Raw genomic sequence first — 15730 nt, 5'->3', positions numbered from 1 at the left:
CTCAGGCTAGCGAGGAGGTGCCGTGTTCTCGGGTTTTAGCAAGCTATTCAAACCCCGCGTGGAGGCTTTGGGGCTGGAGATCGGGGCTGCCAACCTGAAGCTGGTAGAGCTTGCCGGACACCCTCCCGTCCTCCGGTCCCTGGCCATCCGCCCCACCCCGCCCGGGATGCTGATGGACGGGGTCGTCACCGAGCCCGCCGCCTTGGCCCAGGAACTCCGGGAGCTCCTGGCCGAGGCCCGCACCCGCAAGCGCTACGTGGTGGCCGCCGTCCCCAACCCCAGCGTCATCCTGCGCACCATCCAGGTGCCCAAGATGCCGCCCAAGGAGATGGAGGAGGCGGTGCGCTGGGAGGCGGAGCGGTACATCCCCTTCCCCATTGACGAGGTGGTGCTGGACTTCGCCCCCTTAGACCCCTTGGCGGAGGTCCCCGAGGGGGAACAGGTGGAGGTCATGGTGGGCGCCGCCCGGCAGGAGGCGGTGGCCGCCCTCATAGAGGCCCTTCGGGGAGCGGGGCTTACCCCGGTGGTCCTGGACGTGAAGCCCTTCGCCGGGCTCTACCCCCTGGAGGAGGCCTTCGCCCAAGACCCCGAGCAGGTGGCGGTGGCCGTGGAGATCGGGGCGGAAAGCACCAGCCTGGTCCTCACCCGGGGCGACCGGCCCTTGGCCGTGCGGGTTTTGACCCTCTCGGGGAAGGACTTCACGGAGGCCATCGGCAAAAGCTTTGGCCTGGACTTCCTCACCGCCGAGGAGGTCAAGCGCACCTACGGCCTCGCCACCATTCCCACCGAGGACGAGGAGCTTCTCCTGGACTTTGACGCCGAGCGGGAACGCTACAGCCCCGCCCGCATCTACGACGCCATCCGCCCCGTCTTGGTGGAGCTGACCCAGGAGATCCGCCGGAGCCTGGAGTTCTTCCGGGTGCAGCTGGGGGACGTGCAGCCGGAGGTGGGCTACCTCTACGGTGGGGGAAGCCGTCTCCGGGGCCTGGCCACCTTGCTCACCGACACCTTGGGCGTGAACTTCACCAGCCCCGACCCCTGGCAGGGCATCCAGGTGGACCCTAAGCGCTTTGACCTGGAGAAGCTCCGCGAGCAGGGCGCAGAGTTCATGGTTCCCGTGGGGCTGGCCCTGAGGGGGGTGAGTCCCCTTGATTAGGCTCAACCTGCTGCCCAAGAACCTGCGCCGCCGGGTGGAGCCCGGCTGGTGGCGGCTGGCCGCCGCGGCCTTTGCCTTGGTGGTCCTCCTGGCCTTGGGGTTTCTCCACTACACCGCCTACACCGAGCTCTCCCTGGCCCAAAGCGAGCGGGACGCCCTTAAAGCGGAGGTGGAGGCCCTAAGGCCCTTCATCCAGGAGCAGAACCGGTTGCAGCAGGAGAGGAAGGCCCTCGAGGCCCTCCTCGCCATCCGCGAGGGCCTGCGCAAGAACTTCGTCCCCTGGTCGGAGTACCTGGCGGCCTTCATCAACCAGATCCCCCGGGAAGGGGGGCGCTTCCCCGTGGCCCTGCGCTCCGTGGGCACCCGGGCCCTCTCGGAGGAGGAGGCCAACCAGCAAGCCCAAGGCGGGGCCTTTGACGGCAAGAAGGTGCGGGTGGAGTTCACCCTGCAGGGGGAGGCCTTGAGCCAGGGCGCCTTGGTCCGCTTCATCCAGGCCTTTGAGTCCTCCCCCCGGTTCGGCATTGAGTTCCAAGGGGCTTCCCTGGACCAGAACCGGGGGCTTTACACCTTTAGCGCCCGGGTGGGCGTGGTGGGAGGTGAGGCCAGTGCTCGCTAGGCTAGGGCAAAGGGAGTGGGCCCTGATCGCCATCGCCCTCACCTTGGCGGCGGCCCTCTTGTGGTACTTCCTCCTCATCGTGCCCTTGCGGCAGGAAACGGACCTGGTGCGGCAGGAGATCGCCACCCTCATCCCCGAACGGGACAAGGGCCGCCAGGCGCAGCGGGCCCTGCCGGAACTCCGGGCGGCCATCGCCCAGCTCCAGGCGGAGCGGCAAGCCTTCCTCAGGGCCTTGCCCCGGGAGGAGCGCCTGGCCCAGGTGCTGAACGAGATCCTGGGCGAGGCGGTGCGGAGCGGGGTGGTGGTGCGCTCCTTCACCCGCTCCGCCGCGGGCGCCCCGGTGCCCGAGGTGCGGGCGGTGAACCTGGCCTTCTCCCTCGAGGCCCCCTTCCCGGAGACCTACACTTACCTAAGGCGCCTGGAAAGCCTGTCCCGCTTCAGTTCCCTCTCGGGGATCAACCTGAGCGTCCAGGGCCAGGACCTGAACCCCCTGCTCTCCACCAGCCTGACCCTTACCCTCTACATGCTGGCCAAGGACCTGGGTCAGGGCGAGCAGGGCCAAGGAGGTGAACGGTGAAGGAAGCCCTAGCCCGCCTGGCCACCGCCTGGCGCAACCTGCCCCAGTCCACCAAGATCCTTCTGGCAGGCCTCCTCCTGGTGGGCGCCGTGACCCTTTGGTACGTGGGCTTCTACCTGCCCGCCCAAGCGCCCGCGGTCACGGAGACCCCGCCCCCAGGGACAGGCCCCAAGGCCATAGAGGCTCCCCCAATCCCCCCGCTGGCGGAGCCTGCCCCGGAGGCCAAGCCGCAACCCGCCCCGGAGGCCCCCACCAAAGAGGCGGCCTCCACGGCACAAAAGCCCCCTCCCCTGCCCGTTCCGCAACCGCCCCGGGAAAGCCCACCCCCCAATCCCTTCGTGCCCCTGGTGGTGGAGGCCCCCGCGCCGCCCCCCACGCCGACCCCCGCCCTAAGCCCCCAGCCCGTGCCCACGGGGGCCCCGGTGCGGGTGAGCGGGGGCACCCCTTTGCCCACCCCCCAGGTAAGCCCCACACCCCGGCCCCTTCCCGGCGCCTCTGGGGCCCTGCCCGCCCCCAAGGTGCTGGCCCCGGCGCCCAAGGCCGAGGTGGCGCCAACCCGGGTGGAGCCCCCGGTGGCCCTCACACCCCCCTCAGGGTTGGTGGAGGCCGCCTTGCCGGAGGAGGGCCAGGCCCCCGCCGAAACCCCGCCCCCTTCGGCAGCCCCCAAGACGCCGCTCCAGGCCCTGGTGGAGGAGCGGGGGCTGAAGCTCTCCGGCACCCTCTTGGGCCCGGTGAGCGTGGCCATCCTGGAAAGCAAGGAGGGCTACCTGGTGTTGCCCGCGGGTAGCCCCATCCCGGGCAGCGAGGCCGTGGTGCGCCGCATAGAGGGCGACCGCGTGGTGCTCGCCTTGAAGGACGAAACCCTAGAGATTGCCCTGACGAACGCGCAGGCTGGAGGTGGCCAATGAAGCGGATTGGCATCCGGAACGTTATCAAGCCCTTGACGTGGGCCTTGGTGGCCTTGAGCCTTCCCGCCCTTGCGGGAAGCCTTCCCAAGGAACCCCGCTTTGAAGCCAAGGTGGACCTGAAGGTCTCGGAAAGCCAGGTGCGGGCCGGGCTCACCCTGCCCCTGGACGTGGTCCTGGAGGCCCTGGCCCGAAGCATAGGCCTCCAGCCCCTCATCTACCGGGCCTACGACGCGAGCGGTGACCCCGCCAAGGCCCAGCCCCCCCTGCCCAACGTGAAGCTGGACTTCCAGGGCAAGCCCTTCCGGGAGGTCTGGGACCTCCTCTTCGCCACCTACGGGGCCCAGTTTAACCTGGACTACCTCTTCCTGCCCCCCGACGTGGTGGTGGTGGCTCCCACCCAGGTGATCACCGCCTTGGTGGACGCCCCAAGCCGCGCCGGGGCGGCGGAGCGGAAGCCCTATCTGGTGGGCATCCCCGAAGGGGCTTACCAGGTAGCGGTGCAAGGACAGGGAGGCCAGGTCCAGGTGGTCTCCAATGTGGAGGCCGCCAAGGCCTGGGTGCAAAACGACCTCCTCCCCTTCCTCTCCCGGGAAGCCGCAGGCCTCAACGTGAACTGGATCGTGGTGGAGGAGGGGAGAAGGCTGAAGGCCATCCTCTCCGTCCTGGCCACCTCCGAGCAGCACGCCCGCTTCTCCGACATCCTGCAACGGGCGGGGATTGACTTCAGGCCCCTTCCTCCCCTCGCCGCCCCCGCACCCCGGGTGGAGCGGACCTACACCCTCACCCACGCCACCTTCCCCGAGCTCCTCGCCTTCCTTCAGGCCCGCCTCCCCGGGGCCCAGATCACCCCCCTTCCCACCAACCCCAAGCGGGCGGTGGTGGTGGCCACGGAGGAGGAGCATGCCCGCCTGGCCGAACTCCTCAAGGAGGCGGACGTACCCAAGACCGCGCGCCGGGTCTACGCCCTGCAGAACCTCACCTTTGAGGAGGCCAAGGCCCGCCTCCAGCCCCTCCTGGAGAAAGACCTCAAGGGGGCCCGCCTGGAGGGCATTCCCGGCAACCCCAAGGCCCTCCTCCTGGAAGCCCCCGAGGCGGAACACGCCCTCTTCGCCGACCTCCTGAAGGCCCTGGACGTGCCCCCCCAGGCCCCCGCCGCCCCCCAGGAGGCCACCTTAAGGCGCCTCTACCCCTTGCGCTTCGCCGATGCCGAGAAGGTGGCCCCCTTCCTGGCCCGGGAGGTGCCGGGGATCGTGGTCCAGACGGTGCCGGGCCAGCCCGTCCTCTCCGTGCGGGGCACGGAGAAGCAGCTCGCCGAGGTGGAGAACCTCCTGGCCCAGATTGACCGGGCCCCCGAGCAGGGCCCGCCCGTCTTCCAGCGGGCCTACCAGCTCTCCAACGCCAAGGCCAGCGAGCTAGCCAAGGTGCTCCAGGAGGCCTTGCAGGCGCAAAGGGCCCAGCCGGGGCAGCAAGGCCAGCCCCAGACCCGGCAGGCCACCGTGGTGGCGGACGAGCGCACCAACACCCTGATCGTCACCGGCACCCAGGAGGACCTGGCCCTGGTGGAGGGCCTCATCCCCAGGCTGGACCAGGCGGTGCCCCAGGTAAACCTCCGGGTGCGCATCCAGGAGGTGCAGTCCAACCTCACCCGGAACCTGGGCCTCAAGTGGAACACCGTGGCGGGGGGGAACGTGGTGGCCAGCGTTCTGGATGCGGGCCTCTCCCTCATCTTTGACTCCACCCGCAGCCTCGCCGCCCTCAACATCCTGGCCACCCTCGAGGCCCTCCAGCGGCAGGGCCTCTCCCGGGCCCTCCGGGACGTGAACCAGACCGTCCTCAACAACCAGACCGCCCGCCTCCAGTCCGGGGAAACCTTCCTCATCCGCCGGGTGGTGGGGGATCGGGTGGAGCGGGTGCCCTTTGACATCGGCATTATCGTGGAGGTCACCCCGCAGATCACCGCCGACGGCCAGATCCTCCTCAACATCAAGGCCGAGGTTTCAGGCAACGTGCAGCGCAACCCCGTGGACGGGGACGTGGACCGCTTCACCAAGCAGGTGGTGACCACCACCCTCCGGGTGCGGGACGGGCAGACCGTGGTCCTGGGCGGGCTCACCTCCCAGGAGAACAACCAGGTGCAGCAGGGGGTGCCCCTCCTCATGGACATCCCCCTCATCGGGGAGCTCTTCAAGCAACGCACCAGCGAGAGCGTGGACCGGGAGCTCTTGGTGGTCATCACCGCGGACATCCTGAAGGAGACGGCCTCCCGTTAAGCGCCGCGGCATGGCCCGGAGGGCGGGACCCCCCAAGGCCCCGCCCTTTTCCCCTGGACCCTGGGCCCTTTCCTCCCTACAATGACCCCATGAGGTTCCTGACCGCAGGCGAGTCCCACGGCCCCGAGCTTTTAGCCATCATCGAGGGGCTTCCCGCCGGGCTTCCCCTCGGAGAAGAGGACATCAACCCCTGGTTGGAGAGAAGACAGAAAGGCTACGGGCGGGGGCGGCGCATGGTGATTGAGACCGACCGGGTGGAGTTCCGGGCCGGGGTGAGGGCCGGGCGCACCACGGGCGCCCCCGTGGCCCTGGCCATCCGGAACGCCGACTTCAAGAACTGGACCGAGGTCATGGACCCCGCCCCCGGGAACGAACCCCGCAAAAGGGCCCTCACCGCCCCGAGGCCGGGCCACGCGGACCTGGCCGGGGGCATCAAGTACGGCCACAAGGACCTGAGGGACGTGCTAGAAAGGGCGAGCGCCCGGGAGACGGCCATGCGGGTGGCGGTGGGGGCGGTGGCCATGAAGCTCCTCTCCCTCCTGGGGGTGGAGGGCGTAGGGTACGTGCCGGGGATGGCGGGGGTGTGGGCCAAGGTGCCCTTTTCCTGGGACCTCGTGCCCCGCCTCGAGGAAAGCCCCTTGCGCATGACCGACCCCGAGGCCGAGGCCGAGGTGATCCGCCGCATTGACCAGGCCAAGGCGGAAGGGGACACCCTGGGGGGCGTGATAGAGGCCCGCTTCCGGGGGCTTGTGCCGGGCCTGGGGAGCCACGTCCACTGGGACCGCAAGCTGGACGGCCGCCTGGCCCAGATGGCCCTCTCCATCCCCGCGGTCAAGGGGGTGGAGATCGGCCCCGCCTTCGCCAACGCCATGAAGCGGGGCTCGGAGGTGCACGATGCCATCTACTGGAGCCCGGAACGGGGCTTTTACCGCAAGACCAACCGCGCAGGGGGGCTGGAAGGGGGCATGACCACGGGGGAGGAGCTGGTGGTCCGGGCCGCCTTAAAACCCATCGCCACCCTCATGAAGCCCCTCCCCACGGTGGACGTGGTGAGCCACGAGCCCAAGGACGCCGCCCGGGAGCGAAGCGACACCACGGCGGTGCCCGCGGCGAGCGTCATCCTCTGCGCCCTCTCCGCCATCGTCCTGGCCCAGGCCTACCTGGAGAAGTTCGGGGGGGACACCCTCGAGGAGATCCAGGAACGGGTGGAACGCTACCGGGCCCGGGCCCTGGCCTACTAGGCGTAGGATGGCCCCATGACCCGCCTCGAGGTGCCCCGCCCCGCCACCTTCGTGAGCCTCACCGGCTTCATGGGGGTGGGGAAAAGCCGCATCGGGCGCGAACTGGCCCGCACCCTCATGCTCCACTTCATTGACCTGGACCGCTACATTGAAAGGCGCACCGGGATCTCCATCCCCGACATCTTCCGCCACCTGGGGGAGGAGGCCTTCCGGCGCATGGAGAAGGAGGCGGTGCGGGAGCTATTGGCCAAGGACTACCTGGTCCTCTCCTTGGGCGGGGGTACCTTCGTGGACCCGGAAAACCGCGCCATGCTCCTCGGGCGGGGCCCGGTGGTGGCCCTCTGGGCGAGCCCCGAGACCATCCTGGAAAGGACCCTGCGCAAGCCCGGGGAAAGGCCCCTCCTCCAGGTGGAAAACCCCCTGGAGCGCATCCGCACCCTCCTGGAGGCCCGGAGGCCCGTCTACCAGGAGGCCCACATCCACGTGTCCACGGACGGCAGGAAGGTGGAGGAAGTGGTGGCGGAGATCGTGGAGAAGCTTTGGCGCCATGCGGAGGCTAGACGTTCGTAAACCGGTCCCCTACCCCATCCTGATCGGGGAGGGGGTGATCCACGAGGTGGCGGCCCCAGAAGGCCCCAAGGCCCTCCTCTACGACGGGAAGGTGGCGGGCTTCGCCCAGAGGGTGGCCGAGGCCCTGGGGGTGCCCCACCTCCTCAGGCTGGAAGGGGGGGAGGGGGCCAAGACCCTCCCCGTCTACGGCCAGGTGCTCTCCTGGCTGGCGCAAAGGGGCCTCCCCCGGAACGCCACCCTCCTCGTGGTGGGGGGCGGCACCCTCACGGACCTGGGCGGGTTCGTGGCCGCCACCTACCTGAGGGGCATCCCCTACCTCGCCTTCCCCACCACCACCTTGGCCGTGGTGGACGCGAGCGTGGGGGGAAAGACCGGGATCAACCTCCCCGAGGGGAAGAACCTGGTGGGGGCCTTCCACTTCCCCCAAGGGGTCTACGCGGACCTCCTGGCCCTAAAGACCCTTCCCCTCCCCACCTTCAAGGAGGGCCTGGTGGAGGCCTTCAAGCACGGGCTCATCGCCGGGGACGAGGCCCTTCTGGAGGTGGAGGGCCTCACGCCGGAAAGCCCCCGCCTCGAGGCCTTCTTGGCCCAGGCGGTGGCGGTGAAGGTGCGGATCACCGAGGAAGACCCCCTGGAGAAGGGGAAAAGGCGCCTCTTGAACCTCGGCCACACCCTGGGGCACGCCCTGGAGGCCAAAACCCACCACGCCCTCCCCCACGGGATGGCGGTGGCCTACGGCCTCCTCTACGCCGCCCTTCTGGGAAAGGCCCTTGGGGGCGAGGACCTCACGCCCTCCGCGCACCGCCTCCTCCGCTGGCTCGCTCCGCCCCCCCTGCCGCCCCTCGCCTGGGAAGACCTCCTCCCCTACCTCCTCCGGGACAAGAAGAAGGTCTCGGAGGACCTCCACTGGGTGGTCCCCCTGGCCCCGGGGAGGCTCAAGGTGCGCCCCTTGCCCGAGGGGCTCCTGCGGGAGGCCTTCGCCGCCTGGCAGGAGGAGCTCAAGGGGCTCGGGCTCTTGAGGACCTAATCCCAGGGCGTAGCTGAAGGGGGCACCTGGCCCTCCGGGGCCTTGGGAAGCCGGAGGGCGAAAACCGCCCCCCCTCCCTCCCGGTTTGCCGCCCCAAGCCTCCCTCCCATGGCTTCGGCCAGGGCCCTGGCGATGGCCAACCCCAGGCCGCTTCCACCCCGGGTACGGGCGGGGTCCCCTCTGTAAAAGCGCTGGAAAACCATCTCCTCCTCCCCGGGGCGAAGGCCGGGCCCCGTATCCCGCACCTCCACCCGGGCCCAGCGGTCCTCCTCCTCCAGGGCCACCTCCACCCTGCCCCCCGGCGGGGTATGGCGCACCGCGTTGTCCAAGAGGTTCTGCAGGATGCGGGAAAAGGCCTCCGCATCCGCCCGGGCCCAGAGAACCCCTCCCTCCAGGGAAAGGTGCACCCCCTTAGCCTCCGCCCGGATGCGGAAGCGGTCCAGTATCCTTTGGGACAAGGCCCTGAGATCCAGGACCCTCGGGGATAACCGCAGCGCGCCTTCCTCCGCCTGGGTGAGGAGCCGGATATCCTCCACCAGCCGGGCCAAAAAGCGCACCTCCTCCTGAAGCCTCCGCAGGTTCTCCGGGTTACAGGGCATAAGCCCGTCCTCCATGGCCTCGAGGTCCGCCTGAAGGACGGTGAGGGGGGTACGCAGGTCGTGAGCGATGTCGGCGAAAAGCCGCTTCTCCTCGGCCTCCTTGCGCTCTAGCGTATCCAGGAGAAGGTTGAAGCTCCTGGCCACCTCGGCCACCTCGTCCTGGCCCACCACCTGGGCCCGGCGGCGCCTGTCCCCCTGGCGGTAAGCCTCCGCCGCCTCCGCCAGTTGCTGCACCGGGCGCACAAGCCCCAGGGCGAGAAGGGTACCCACCCCGAGGCCCAGCAAGAGCGCCCCCCCCACCGCGATCCAAAGGGAGGAACGGAGGTTCTGCAAAAGACGCTGCTGGCGCAAACCCACCCGGGGCGCCCCGGGGTTGCCCAGGCCCTCGCTAAAGGCCAAGGCCTGCCCCACGTGCTCCGCCGCCACCCTGTAAGCCAAAAATCCGGACAAGCCCGCCACCGACACCGCCACCAGCGCCATGGCCAAGGCCAGGCGGGGAAGAAGTTTCATCCCTCCTCCTGTTCCTCCCGTAGACGATAGCCGTAACCCCGTACCGTCTCCAGGAGGAGGGCGCAAGGGCCCAGGCGGGCCCGCAGGTTCTTGACGTGGGCGTCCACGGTGCGCTCGTCCGCCTCCGTCCCCAAGCCATCCAGGAGTTCCTGGCGCGAAACCGCCTTGCCCGCCCGGGCCATGAGGAGGTACAGGAGGCGGACCTGGGTGGGGGTCAAGGAAAGCTCCTGGTCCCGGCACCGGGCCCTGAAGGCCTCCATGTCCACCTCCAAGGGCCCCACCCGCAGGTGGCTAGGAGGGCGCACCAGGCCCTGGGCCCGGCGAAGGACCGCACGCACCCGGGCTACCACCTCCCGGGGGCTAAAGGGCTTCACCACGTAGTCATCGGCGCCTAGCTCCAGGCCCAAGAGCCGGTCCGCCTCCTCCGCCCTAGCGGTGAGGACGATGACCGGGGTACGGTCCCCCTGGCGCAGGCGCTTCAGGACCTCGAGGCCATCCAGCTTGGGCAGCATCAGGTCCAGAAGGACGAGGTCGGGCCTCAGAACCCGCCACAACTCCAAAGCCCGCTCCCCATCACCGGCCCGCTCCGTGCGAAAGCCGTAGGCCCGCAGGTAGCGCTCCAAGGTGTCCGCGATCTGGGGCTCGTCCTCTACCACCAGCACCAGCTCTCCCGGCATACCTAAAGCTTAGCGGCCCCGCCCCTCCCGGGGCAGGGCCGTCAGAAAGCCCTCACCTGTTCCACGCCGGGCCAAAGGGCCCGAAAGCCCCGCCCTGCGGGAAGTACGGGCAGGTGGGGTAGCCGGGCGCGGGAGCTACCGGCTGGCCGGTGCGCTTTCCCCAAGCCTGGGCCCCGTAGGCCGGACCGTAGACGAACCCCGCCGCAGGGCCCACCTCCCGCTGCAGCATCGCCCGGACCACGGCCTGGGTGCGGGTCTTCATGAGCGCCGCCTGGGCCTGGGTGAGGCTTCCCGCCTTCACCGCCTCGTCAATGGCGGCGTTGCGCACCTCCACGAGCTGAGCTTCCAGCTTCCCTAAATCCACCCCCAGCTCCTGGGCGATCTGGGCCAGGGTCTTCCCCTGCTGGTGGAGGGCGATGAGCTCCTCGGGGGTCACGCCCAGAAGCGCGGCCACCTCGTCGTGCAAGGTGCCAGCCAAGCCTGCCGCAACCCCGGCCTGGGGCGTGCCCGCGCCCAACCCCGCCCCGAACCGGGGCCCGTAGGCCAAGGCCATTCCCAGCGCCGCCACCCCCACGAGAACCATCCACGCTTGCCGTTTCATCTTCCTTCCTCCTTTCCGACCCCTACCAGGGTCAGCCCTAGGGTAGGAAGGAAGCCGTGAAGAAAACAGGGGCTTTTTGTGAATCCTCCGTGAACGCCCTAGAGCGTAACCCCCACCGGCCTAAGCACCCCTCCCTTGGCCTTGCCGAAGTCCAAAGGGAAGTCCCCCACCCCCGTCTTCAGGACCACCAGGGCCAAGGCCAGGTCCTCCCCCGCCCACGGGACCCCCTCTCCCGTGGCGAAGGCGAGGGCCCTGGGGTCCTCTGGTGTGAGGGCCAGGCGAGGAAGCCCTTGGGGCCAAGGGAGGGTGGCCCCGAAGGCCAGGGCCAGGGCCTTGGCCGGGAGGAAGCGGCCCTTCTGCACCTTGCCCAGGTAGAGCCCGGGGGCCGGGGCCTTCAGGCCCGCCAGGGAGGGGAGGTCTTCCGGGAGGAGGTAGAGGTGGCCCGCCCTGTCCCAGATGGGGCCTTCCAGGGCAAGCCCCGCCCCCTCCAAAAAGGCGCCAAGGGCCCGCCTCGCCTCCGGGGAAAGGGGGGGTACCCTCTCCTTGGGAGGGGTCCCCCAGGAGCCCCCCTCCTTGCGGAAGCGGGCGAGGAAGTGACCCTCACCCTCCAACCGGTGGGGCCAGAGCCTGGCGGTCTTAAGGAGCTCCGGGTTCCCGTCCCCCCACTCGGGCACCCCGGGGGCGAAGAGGGGGTGAAAGCGGGCCTCCTCCAGGTGGAACTCCGGGTGCTCCCGCAAAAACCGGGCCACCACCCCCTCGTTCTCCTCGGGAGCGAAGGTGCAGGTGGCGTAGACCAGAACCCCCTCCGGCCCCACCAGGCGGGCGGCCTGGGCGAGGAGGAGCCTTTGCACCTCGCTGGCCCGCCTGGGAGCCCCGGGGCCCCAGTGGCGGATGGCCTCGGGGTCCTTGCGAAACATGCCCTCCCCGGAGCAAGGGGCGTCCAGGAGCACCCGGTGAAAGTAGGGGCCAAAGGCCTCGGCCAGGGCCTTGGGGGCGGCCTGGAGCACGGCGAGCCCTACCCCCCAGCGCTCCACGTTCTCCAGGAGGCCCCGCACCCGTTTGCCGTCCACCTCGTTGGCCATGAGAAGCCCCTTCCCCCCCATGCGGGCGGCCAGGTGGGTGGTCTTGCCCCCCGGGGCCGCCGCCAGGTCCAAGACCCGCTCCCCCGGCTTCGGGTCCAGGAGGACCCCCACCGCCTGGGCGCTGGGCTCCTGGATGTAGTAGAGCCCGGCGTAGAAAAAGGGGTGAGGGCCGGGCCGGGCCTCCTCCGGGTAGTAAAACCCCTCCGCGCACCAGGGAATGGGCGCGAGGGGCCAAGGGGAAATCTCCCTAAAGGCCTCGGGGGAGAGCTTCAAGGTGTTCACCCGCAGGCCGTAGGTGCGCTTCCCCTCCGTGAGGGCTCGGAGGAAGGCGGGAAACTCCTCGCCGAGAAGCTCGGCCATGCGGGAGAGGAAGGCCTTGGGCAACACCCGAGTACCCTAGCACGGGCAGCCCCGGGGCCACAAGGGATTACCATGGGCCCATGATCGTGGCCCTGGGTACCGACCTGGTGGAGATCGCCCGGGTGCGGGGGCTTCTTTTGCGCCACGGGGAAAAGGCCCTGAAGCGGCTTTTCACCCAGGAGGAGCTGGCCTACGCCCTTCGCCACCGGGACCCCGCTCCGAGCCTGGCCGCCCGCTTGGCCGCCAAGGAAGCCTTCCAAAAGTGCTGGCCGGAAAGCCTTTCCTGGAAGGAGGTCTGGGTGGAAATGGAGGGCAGGCGGCCCGCCCTTCGCTTCGCCCCCCGAATAGGGGCCCGCATGGGGGAGGAAGGGCTTTTCGCCCACCTCTCCCTAAGCCATGAGCGGAGCCATGCCTTGGCAGTGGTGGTGCTGGAGCTCAGGGCTAGGGCACCAGGCGCAGGGTGAAGGCGTAGGCGTAAAAGCTCCCCCTGCCCGCGGCCAAGGCCCCCATGACCATGTTCCAGAGAGCCAGGGCTACCAGGGCGAGCCCCAAGGGCACGGCCACGACCAGGCCCACCAGGGTGATGGCCAGAAGGACGAGGCCCAAGCCGTAGAGGGTGTAGCTAATCTGCCCGTTCAAGGACTCTTTGGCGTGGGTCTGGACGAAGGGGCTCTTGGGGCCCCAAAGGAGGATGGCCAGGGGCAGGAGGATTTGCCCCACCAGGAGGAAATACCCCACCAAGGGGGCCAGGTGGGCCACCGCCGCCCAGGTGCGCTCCACATCGGATACCGGCGTGGGTTGTGCCATGAACCAAGTTTAGCAGGGAAGGCCCCGCAAAAAACGAAAGGGGCGGTCCTCAGGTCAATTCTTCTCCTTCTCCGCTTCTTCCCGGATGCGGATGGGGCCCTGCCGCTTTGGCTTCAGGCCCACCTTGTCCTGGTAGAAGGCCCGGATTTTGGCGAAGTCCCCCTCGAGGTCCCCCGTGGGCCAAAGGTAGCCCCCGATGCCCACCTCCTTGCGGGGGAAGTCGGCGTAGCCCAAGGCGATGGGAACCCCGGCCTTCAGGGCCATGTAGTAGAAGCCCGTGCGCCAGAAGGGAGCCTGGCTCCGGGTGCCCTCCGGGGTGATGAGGATGGCGATCTCCTCCTCCTGCCGGAGGACCTCCGCCACCTGGTCCACCAGGCCCTCCCGCCGGGAGCGGTCCACGGGAATACCCCCGAGAAGGCGGAGAAGCGGGCCCAAGGGCGGGCGGAAGAGCTCCTTCTTGCCCAGCCACCTGGCCCTGATTCCCAGGGCCCAAAGCGCCAGGATACCCACGAAGAAGTCCCAGTTGGAGGTGTGGGGCGCTCCAATCAGCACGTACTTTCGGCTCGGGGGAGGCGGCATGTGGTACCGCCAGCCCAAGGCCCTAAGGACCAGGCCCGCAAGCTTCCGCATACCGGGCCAGTATACCCCCTGTGGTAAACTGGGAAAAGGTGGGGTGGGGCGTATCCCACCCCTCTTTTGTGGGGTGAGCATGCATAAGGTCGTCATCGTGGGCAGGCCCAACGTGGGTAAGTCCAGCCTCTTCAACCGCCTCCTGGGAAAGCGGAGCGCGGTGGTGGCCGACGTGCCCGGGGTCACCCGCGACCTCAAGGAGGGGGTGGTGGAAACGGACCGGGGCCGCTTCCTCCTGGTGGACACCGGAGGGCTCTGGTCCGGGGACCGTTGGGAAAAGAAGATCCAGGAAAAGGTGGACCGGGCCCTGGCAGACGCCGAGGTGGTCCTCTTCGCCGTGGACGGTCGGGCCGAGCTCACCCAGGCCGACTACGAGGTGGCCGAGTACCTCCGGCGGAAGGGCAAGCCCGTGGTCCTGGTGGCCACCAAGGTGGATGACCCCAGGCATGAGCTCTACCTGGGCCCCCTCTACAGCCTCGGCTTCGGCGACCCCATCCCCACCTCCAGCGAGCACGCAAGGGGTCTGGATGCGCTTCTGGAGGCCATCTGGGAGAAGCTTCCCGTGAGGCACATTGAATCCGGGCCCGAGGTGGCGGCCATCCGGCTCGCCATCGTGGGACGGCCCAACGCGGGCAAGTCCAGCCTCCTAAACGCCATCCTGGGGGAGGAGCGGGTGATCGTTTCCGAGGAGCCCGGCACCACCCGGGACGCCATCGACGTGGCCTTCTCCTTCCGGGGCCAAGACTTCGTCCTGGTGGATACCGCCGGGATCCGCAAGCGCCCCGAAACCCTGGTGGAGGACCTGGCCATCCGGCGAAGCCTGAGGGCCATAGAGGAAGCGGACGTGGTGCTCCTGGTGGTGGACCCCTTCCAGGTGGGGGACCGCGAGCTGAAGCTGGCAAACCACGCCCAGGAGAAGGGGAAGCCGGTGCTTTTGGTCATCACCAAGTGGGACCTGGTGGGCAAGGAGGAGGCGCAGAAGGTGCGGCGCCTCCTTCGGGAAAAGCTCGCCCACCTGGACCACCTGCCCCGGGTCTACACCTCCGCCATCACCCGGCAGAACCTGGACAAGATCTTCAGCGAAGCAGTCCGCCTTTACGAGCAGAGCCACACCCGCGTCCCCACCTCGGAGCTCAACCGCTGGCTTTCCGTGTGGACGGCCAAGGTCCAGCTGCCCAACTTCAAGGGGAAGCCCCTGAAAATCTTCTACGCCACGCAAGCTGAGGTGGCCCCGCCCACCTTCGTCTTCTTCGTGAACCACCCGGAGTTCGTCACCCGGGCCTTTGAGAACTACTTGAGAAACCGCATCGGGGAGGACCTGGGCCTAAGGGAGGTTCCCTTCCGCCTGGTCTTCCGGGGGAGGCGGGAGGAGTAGCGCCATCCCCTCCACCGCCCCTGTCCTCAGGGAGAGGTGGGCGAGAGGGGTGAGGGGGGTGGGCTCCGGGTTCACCTCCACCAGGTAGGCCCCCGAGGCATAGGCGATCCGCCCCAGGGAGGCCGCGGGCTCCACCTCGGCGCTGGTACCGATGACCAAGGCCACGTCCGCCTCGGCAAACGCCCTTTCCGCTTGCTCCCAAGCCCCCTCGGGCAGAAGCTCCCCAAACCAGACCACATCGGGCCGGGCCCGGTGGCCGCAGGAGGGGCAGAAGGGGGGCGGGGCGAAGGCCTCGGGAAGGGGAAAGCGCTTGCCGCACGCCTCACACCGGGCCCTCAGGATGTTGCCGTGGAGTTCCACCAGGTTTCGGCTTCCGGCCCGGGCGTGGAGGCCGTCCACGTTCTGGGTGACGAGGAGGAAGGACCCACCCCTCAAAAGCACCGCCTCCTCCAGGCGCACCAGGGCATGGTGGGCCGGGTTCGGCTCCGCTTCCCGCACCTTTTGGATGCGCCAGGCGTACCAGGCCCAGACCCGCTCCGGGTCCCTGGCGTAGGCCTCGGGGGTGGCGTAGTCCAGGGGGTTGAAGTCCTTCCAGAGGCCGCCCGCGTCCCGAAAGGTGGGGATGCCGGAGGGTTTGGAAATGCCTGCCCCCGTGAGGACCGCCACCCTTCTTGCCTCCCCCAGGCGCCTCTCAGCCTCTTTTAGCTCCTGGAGCCTCTCCACG

The 15730-nt window shown here is 69.1% G+C and carries 17 protein-coding genes; 10 read left to right on the top strand and 7 right to left on the bottom strand.

Annotated elements, in window-relative coordinates; all coding sequences use genetic code 11:
* The first annotated feature begins 22 nt into the window (after window positions 1-22).
* The 8 genes from pilM (at window position 23) to ACYQ0J_RS11250 (ending at window position 8365) form a co-directional block, all read left to right on the top strand.
* Complete coding sequence (gene pilM, locus ACYQ0J_RS11285; protein WP_460172206.1) at window positions 23-1156, top strand: type IV pilus assembly protein PilM; 1134 nt, start codon at window positions 23-25, stop codon at window positions 1154-1156.
* Window positions 1149-1772, top strand: a complete 624-nt coding sequence (locus ACYQ0J_RS11280; protein WP_460172205.1) for a flagellar protein FliT — start codon at window positions 1149-1151, stop codon at window positions 1770-1772. Before pilM ends, ACYQ0J_RS11280 begins: the two co-directional genes overlap by 8 nt.
* A complete protein-coding gene (pilO, locus tag ACYQ0J_RS11275; RefSeq protein ID WP_460172204.1) occupies window positions 1762-2349 on the top strand; it encodes a type 4a pilus biogenesis protein PilO in 588 nt (195 codons plus the stop codon). Before ACYQ0J_RS11280 ends, pilO begins: the two co-directional genes overlap by 11 nt.
* Window positions 2346-3257, top strand: a complete 912-nt coding sequence (locus ACYQ0J_RS11270; protein ID WP_460172203.1) for a competence protein — start codon at window positions 2346-2348, stop codon at window positions 3255-3257. The genes pilO and ACYQ0J_RS11270 overlap by 4 nt, the downstream gene beginning before the upstream one ends.
* The gene (locus tag ACYQ0J_RS11265; protein WP_460172202.1) at window positions 3254-5527 is read left to right on the top strand and encodes a secretin N-terminal domain-containing protein; all 2274 of its coding nucleotides are present in this window, start codon (window positions 3254-3256) and stop codon (window positions 5525-5527) included. The genes ACYQ0J_RS11270 and ACYQ0J_RS11265 overlap by 4 nt, the downstream gene beginning before the upstream one ends.
* An 89-nt stretch (window positions 5528-5616) precedes the next feature.
* On the top strand, window positions 5617-6768 hold the full coding sequence (aroC, locus tag ACYQ0J_RS11260; RefSeq protein ID WP_460172201.1) for a chorismate synthase: 1152 nt from the start codon (window positions 5617-5619) through the stop codon (window positions 6766-6768).
* A 15-nt stretch (window positions 6769-6783) separates the two neighbouring features.
* Window positions 6784-7338 (top strand): shikimate kinase, encoded by a 555-nt coding sequence (locus ACYQ0J_RS11255; RefSeq protein ID WP_460172200.1) that lies wholly within the window; start codon window positions 6784-6786, stop codon window positions 7336-7338.
* On the top strand, window positions 7316-8365 hold the full coding sequence (locus ACYQ0J_RS11250) for a 3-dehydroquinate synthase (protein WP_460172199.1): 1050 nt from the start codon (window positions 7316-7318) through the stop codon (window positions 8363-8365). Before ACYQ0J_RS11255 ends, ACYQ0J_RS11250 begins: the two co-directional genes overlap by 23 nt.
* On the opposite strand, the gene ACYQ0J_RS11245 is transcribed toward ACYQ0J_RS11250, so the two are convergent.
* From ACYQ0J_RS11245 to rsmF, 4 genes are all read right to left on the bottom strand, one after another.
* Window positions 8362-9474 (bottom strand): sensor histidine kinase, encoded by a 1113-nt coding sequence (locus tag ACYQ0J_RS11245; protein WP_460172198.1) that lies wholly within the window; start codon window positions 9472-9474, stop codon window positions 8362-8364. The genes ACYQ0J_RS11250 and ACYQ0J_RS11245 overlap by 4 nt on opposite strands.
* Complete coding sequence (locus ACYQ0J_RS11240) at window positions 9471-10151, bottom strand: response regulator (protein WP_460172197.1); 681 nt, start codon at window positions 10149-10151, stop codon at window positions 9471-9473. The genes ACYQ0J_RS11245 and ACYQ0J_RS11240 overlap by 4 nt, the downstream gene beginning before the upstream one ends.
* Before the next feature lie 52 nt (window positions 10152-10203).
* Window positions 10204-10752 (bottom strand): hypothetical protein, encoded by a 549-nt coding sequence (locus tag ACYQ0J_RS11235; RefSeq protein ID WP_460172196.1) that lies wholly within the window; start codon window positions 10750-10752, stop codon window positions 10204-10206.
* Window positions 10753-10850: 98 nt separating this feature from the next.
* Window positions 10851-12221, bottom strand: coding sequence for a 16S rRNA (cytosine(1407)-C(5))-methyltransferase RsmF (gene rsmF, locus ACYQ0J_RS11230; RefSeq protein WP_460172195.1), 1371 nt, complete (start codon window positions 12219-12221; stop codon window positions 10851-10853).
* Between the two features lie 53 nt (window positions 12222-12274).
* Between rsmF and ACYQ0J_RS11225 the strand changes: the two genes are divergently transcribed.
* Complete coding sequence (locus tag ACYQ0J_RS11225) at window positions 12275-12658, top strand: 4'-phosphopantetheinyl transferase superfamily protein (protein WP_460172194.1); 384 nt, start codon at window positions 12275-12277, stop codon at window positions 12656-12658.
* On the opposite strand, the gene ACYQ0J_RS11220 is transcribed toward ACYQ0J_RS11225, so the two are convergent.
* Together ACYQ0J_RS11220 and ACYQ0J_RS11215 are read right to left on the bottom strand one after the other, a co-directional pair.
* Window positions 12636-13001: a DUF4870 domain-containing protein gene (locus ACYQ0J_RS11220; RefSeq protein ID WP_460172193.1), complete on the bottom strand. Its 366-nt coding sequence runs from the start codon at window positions 12999-13001 to the stop codon at window positions 12636-12638. The two genes, ACYQ0J_RS11225 and ACYQ0J_RS11220, sit on opposite strands and share 23 nt — an antisense overlap.
* Window positions 13002-13055: 54 nt before the next feature.
* Entirely contained in the window at window positions 13056-13631 is a 576-nt protein-coding gene (locus ACYQ0J_RS11215; RefSeq protein WP_460172192.1) for a 1-acyl-sn-glycerol-3-phosphate acyltransferase, read from the bottom strand.
* Window positions 13632-13710: 79 nt separating this feature from the next.
* Here ACYQ0J_RS11215 and der point away from each other — a divergent pair, with 79 nt between their 5' ends.
* Window positions 13711-15006, top strand: coding sequence for a ribosome biogenesis GTPase Der (der, locus tag ACYQ0J_RS11210; protein ID WP_460172191.1), 1296 nt, complete (start codon window positions 13711-13713; stop codon window positions 15004-15006).
* On the opposite strand, the gene ACYQ0J_RS11205 is transcribed toward der, so the two are convergent.
* On the bottom strand, window positions 14956-15729 hold the full coding sequence (locus ACYQ0J_RS11205; RefSeq protein ID WP_460172190.1) for an SIR2 family NAD-dependent protein deacylase: 774 nt from the start codon (window positions 15727-15729) through the stop codon (window positions 14956-14958). The two genes, der and ACYQ0J_RS11205, sit on opposite strands and share 51 nt — an antisense overlap.
* Window position 15730: the final 1 nt, after the last annotated feature.

The organism is Thermus sp. FJN-A, from assembly GCF_054655095.1.
This window is presented reverse-complemented; position numbering and strand designations above follow the sequence as displayed.

What these genes read in the sequence shown, in the direction of transcription:
- ACYQ0J_RS11265 (WP_460172202.1), top strand. Translation starts at nt 3,254, where the DNA reads ATGAAGCGGATTGGCATCCGGAACGTTATCAAGCCCTTGACGTGGGCC.
- aroC (WP_460172201.1), top strand. Translation starts at nt 5,617, where the DNA reads ATGAGGTTCCTGACCGCAGGCGAGTCCCACGGCCCCGAGCTTTTAGCC.
- ACYQ0J_RS11255 (WP_460172200.1), top strand. Translation starts at nt 6,784, where the DNA reads ATGACCCGCCTCGAGGTGCCCCGCCCCGCCACCTTCGTGAGCCTCACC.
- ACYQ0J_RS11250 (WP_460172199.1), top strand. Translation starts at nt 7,316, where the DNA reads ATGCGGAGGCTAGACGTTCGTAAACCGGTCCCCTACCCCATCCTGATC.
- ACYQ0J_RS11245 (WP_460172198.1), bottom strand. Translation starts at nt 9,474, where the DNA reads ATGAAACTTCTTCCCCGCCTGGCCTTGGCCATGGCGCTGGTGGCGGTG.
- ACYQ0J_RS11240 (WP_460172197.1), bottom strand. Translation starts at nt 10,151, where the DNA reads ATGCCGGGAGAGCTGGTGCTGGTGGTAGAGGACGAGCCCCAGATCGCG.
- ACYQ0J_RS11235 (WP_460172196.1), bottom strand. Translation starts at nt 10,752, where the DNA reads ATGAAACGGCAAGCGTGGATGGTTCTCGTGGGGGTGGCGGCGCTGGGA.
- ACYQ0J_RS11225 (WP_460172194.1), top strand. Translation starts at nt 12,275, where the DNA reads ATGATCGTGGCCCTGGGTACCGACCTGGTGGAGATCGCCCGGGTGCGG.
- ACYQ0J_RS11220 (WP_460172193.1), bottom strand. Translation starts at nt 13,001, where the DNA reads ATGGCACAACCCACGCCGGTATCCGATGTGGAGCGCACCTGGGCGGCG.
- ACYQ0J_RS11215 (WP_460172192.1), bottom strand. Translation starts at nt 13,631, where the DNA reads ATGCGGAAGCTTGCGGGCCTGGTCCTTAGGGCCTTGGGCTGGCGGTAC.
- der (WP_460172191.1), top strand. Translation starts at nt 13,711, where the DNA reads ATGCATAAGGTCGTCATCGTGGGCAGGCCCAACGTGGGTAAGTCCAGC.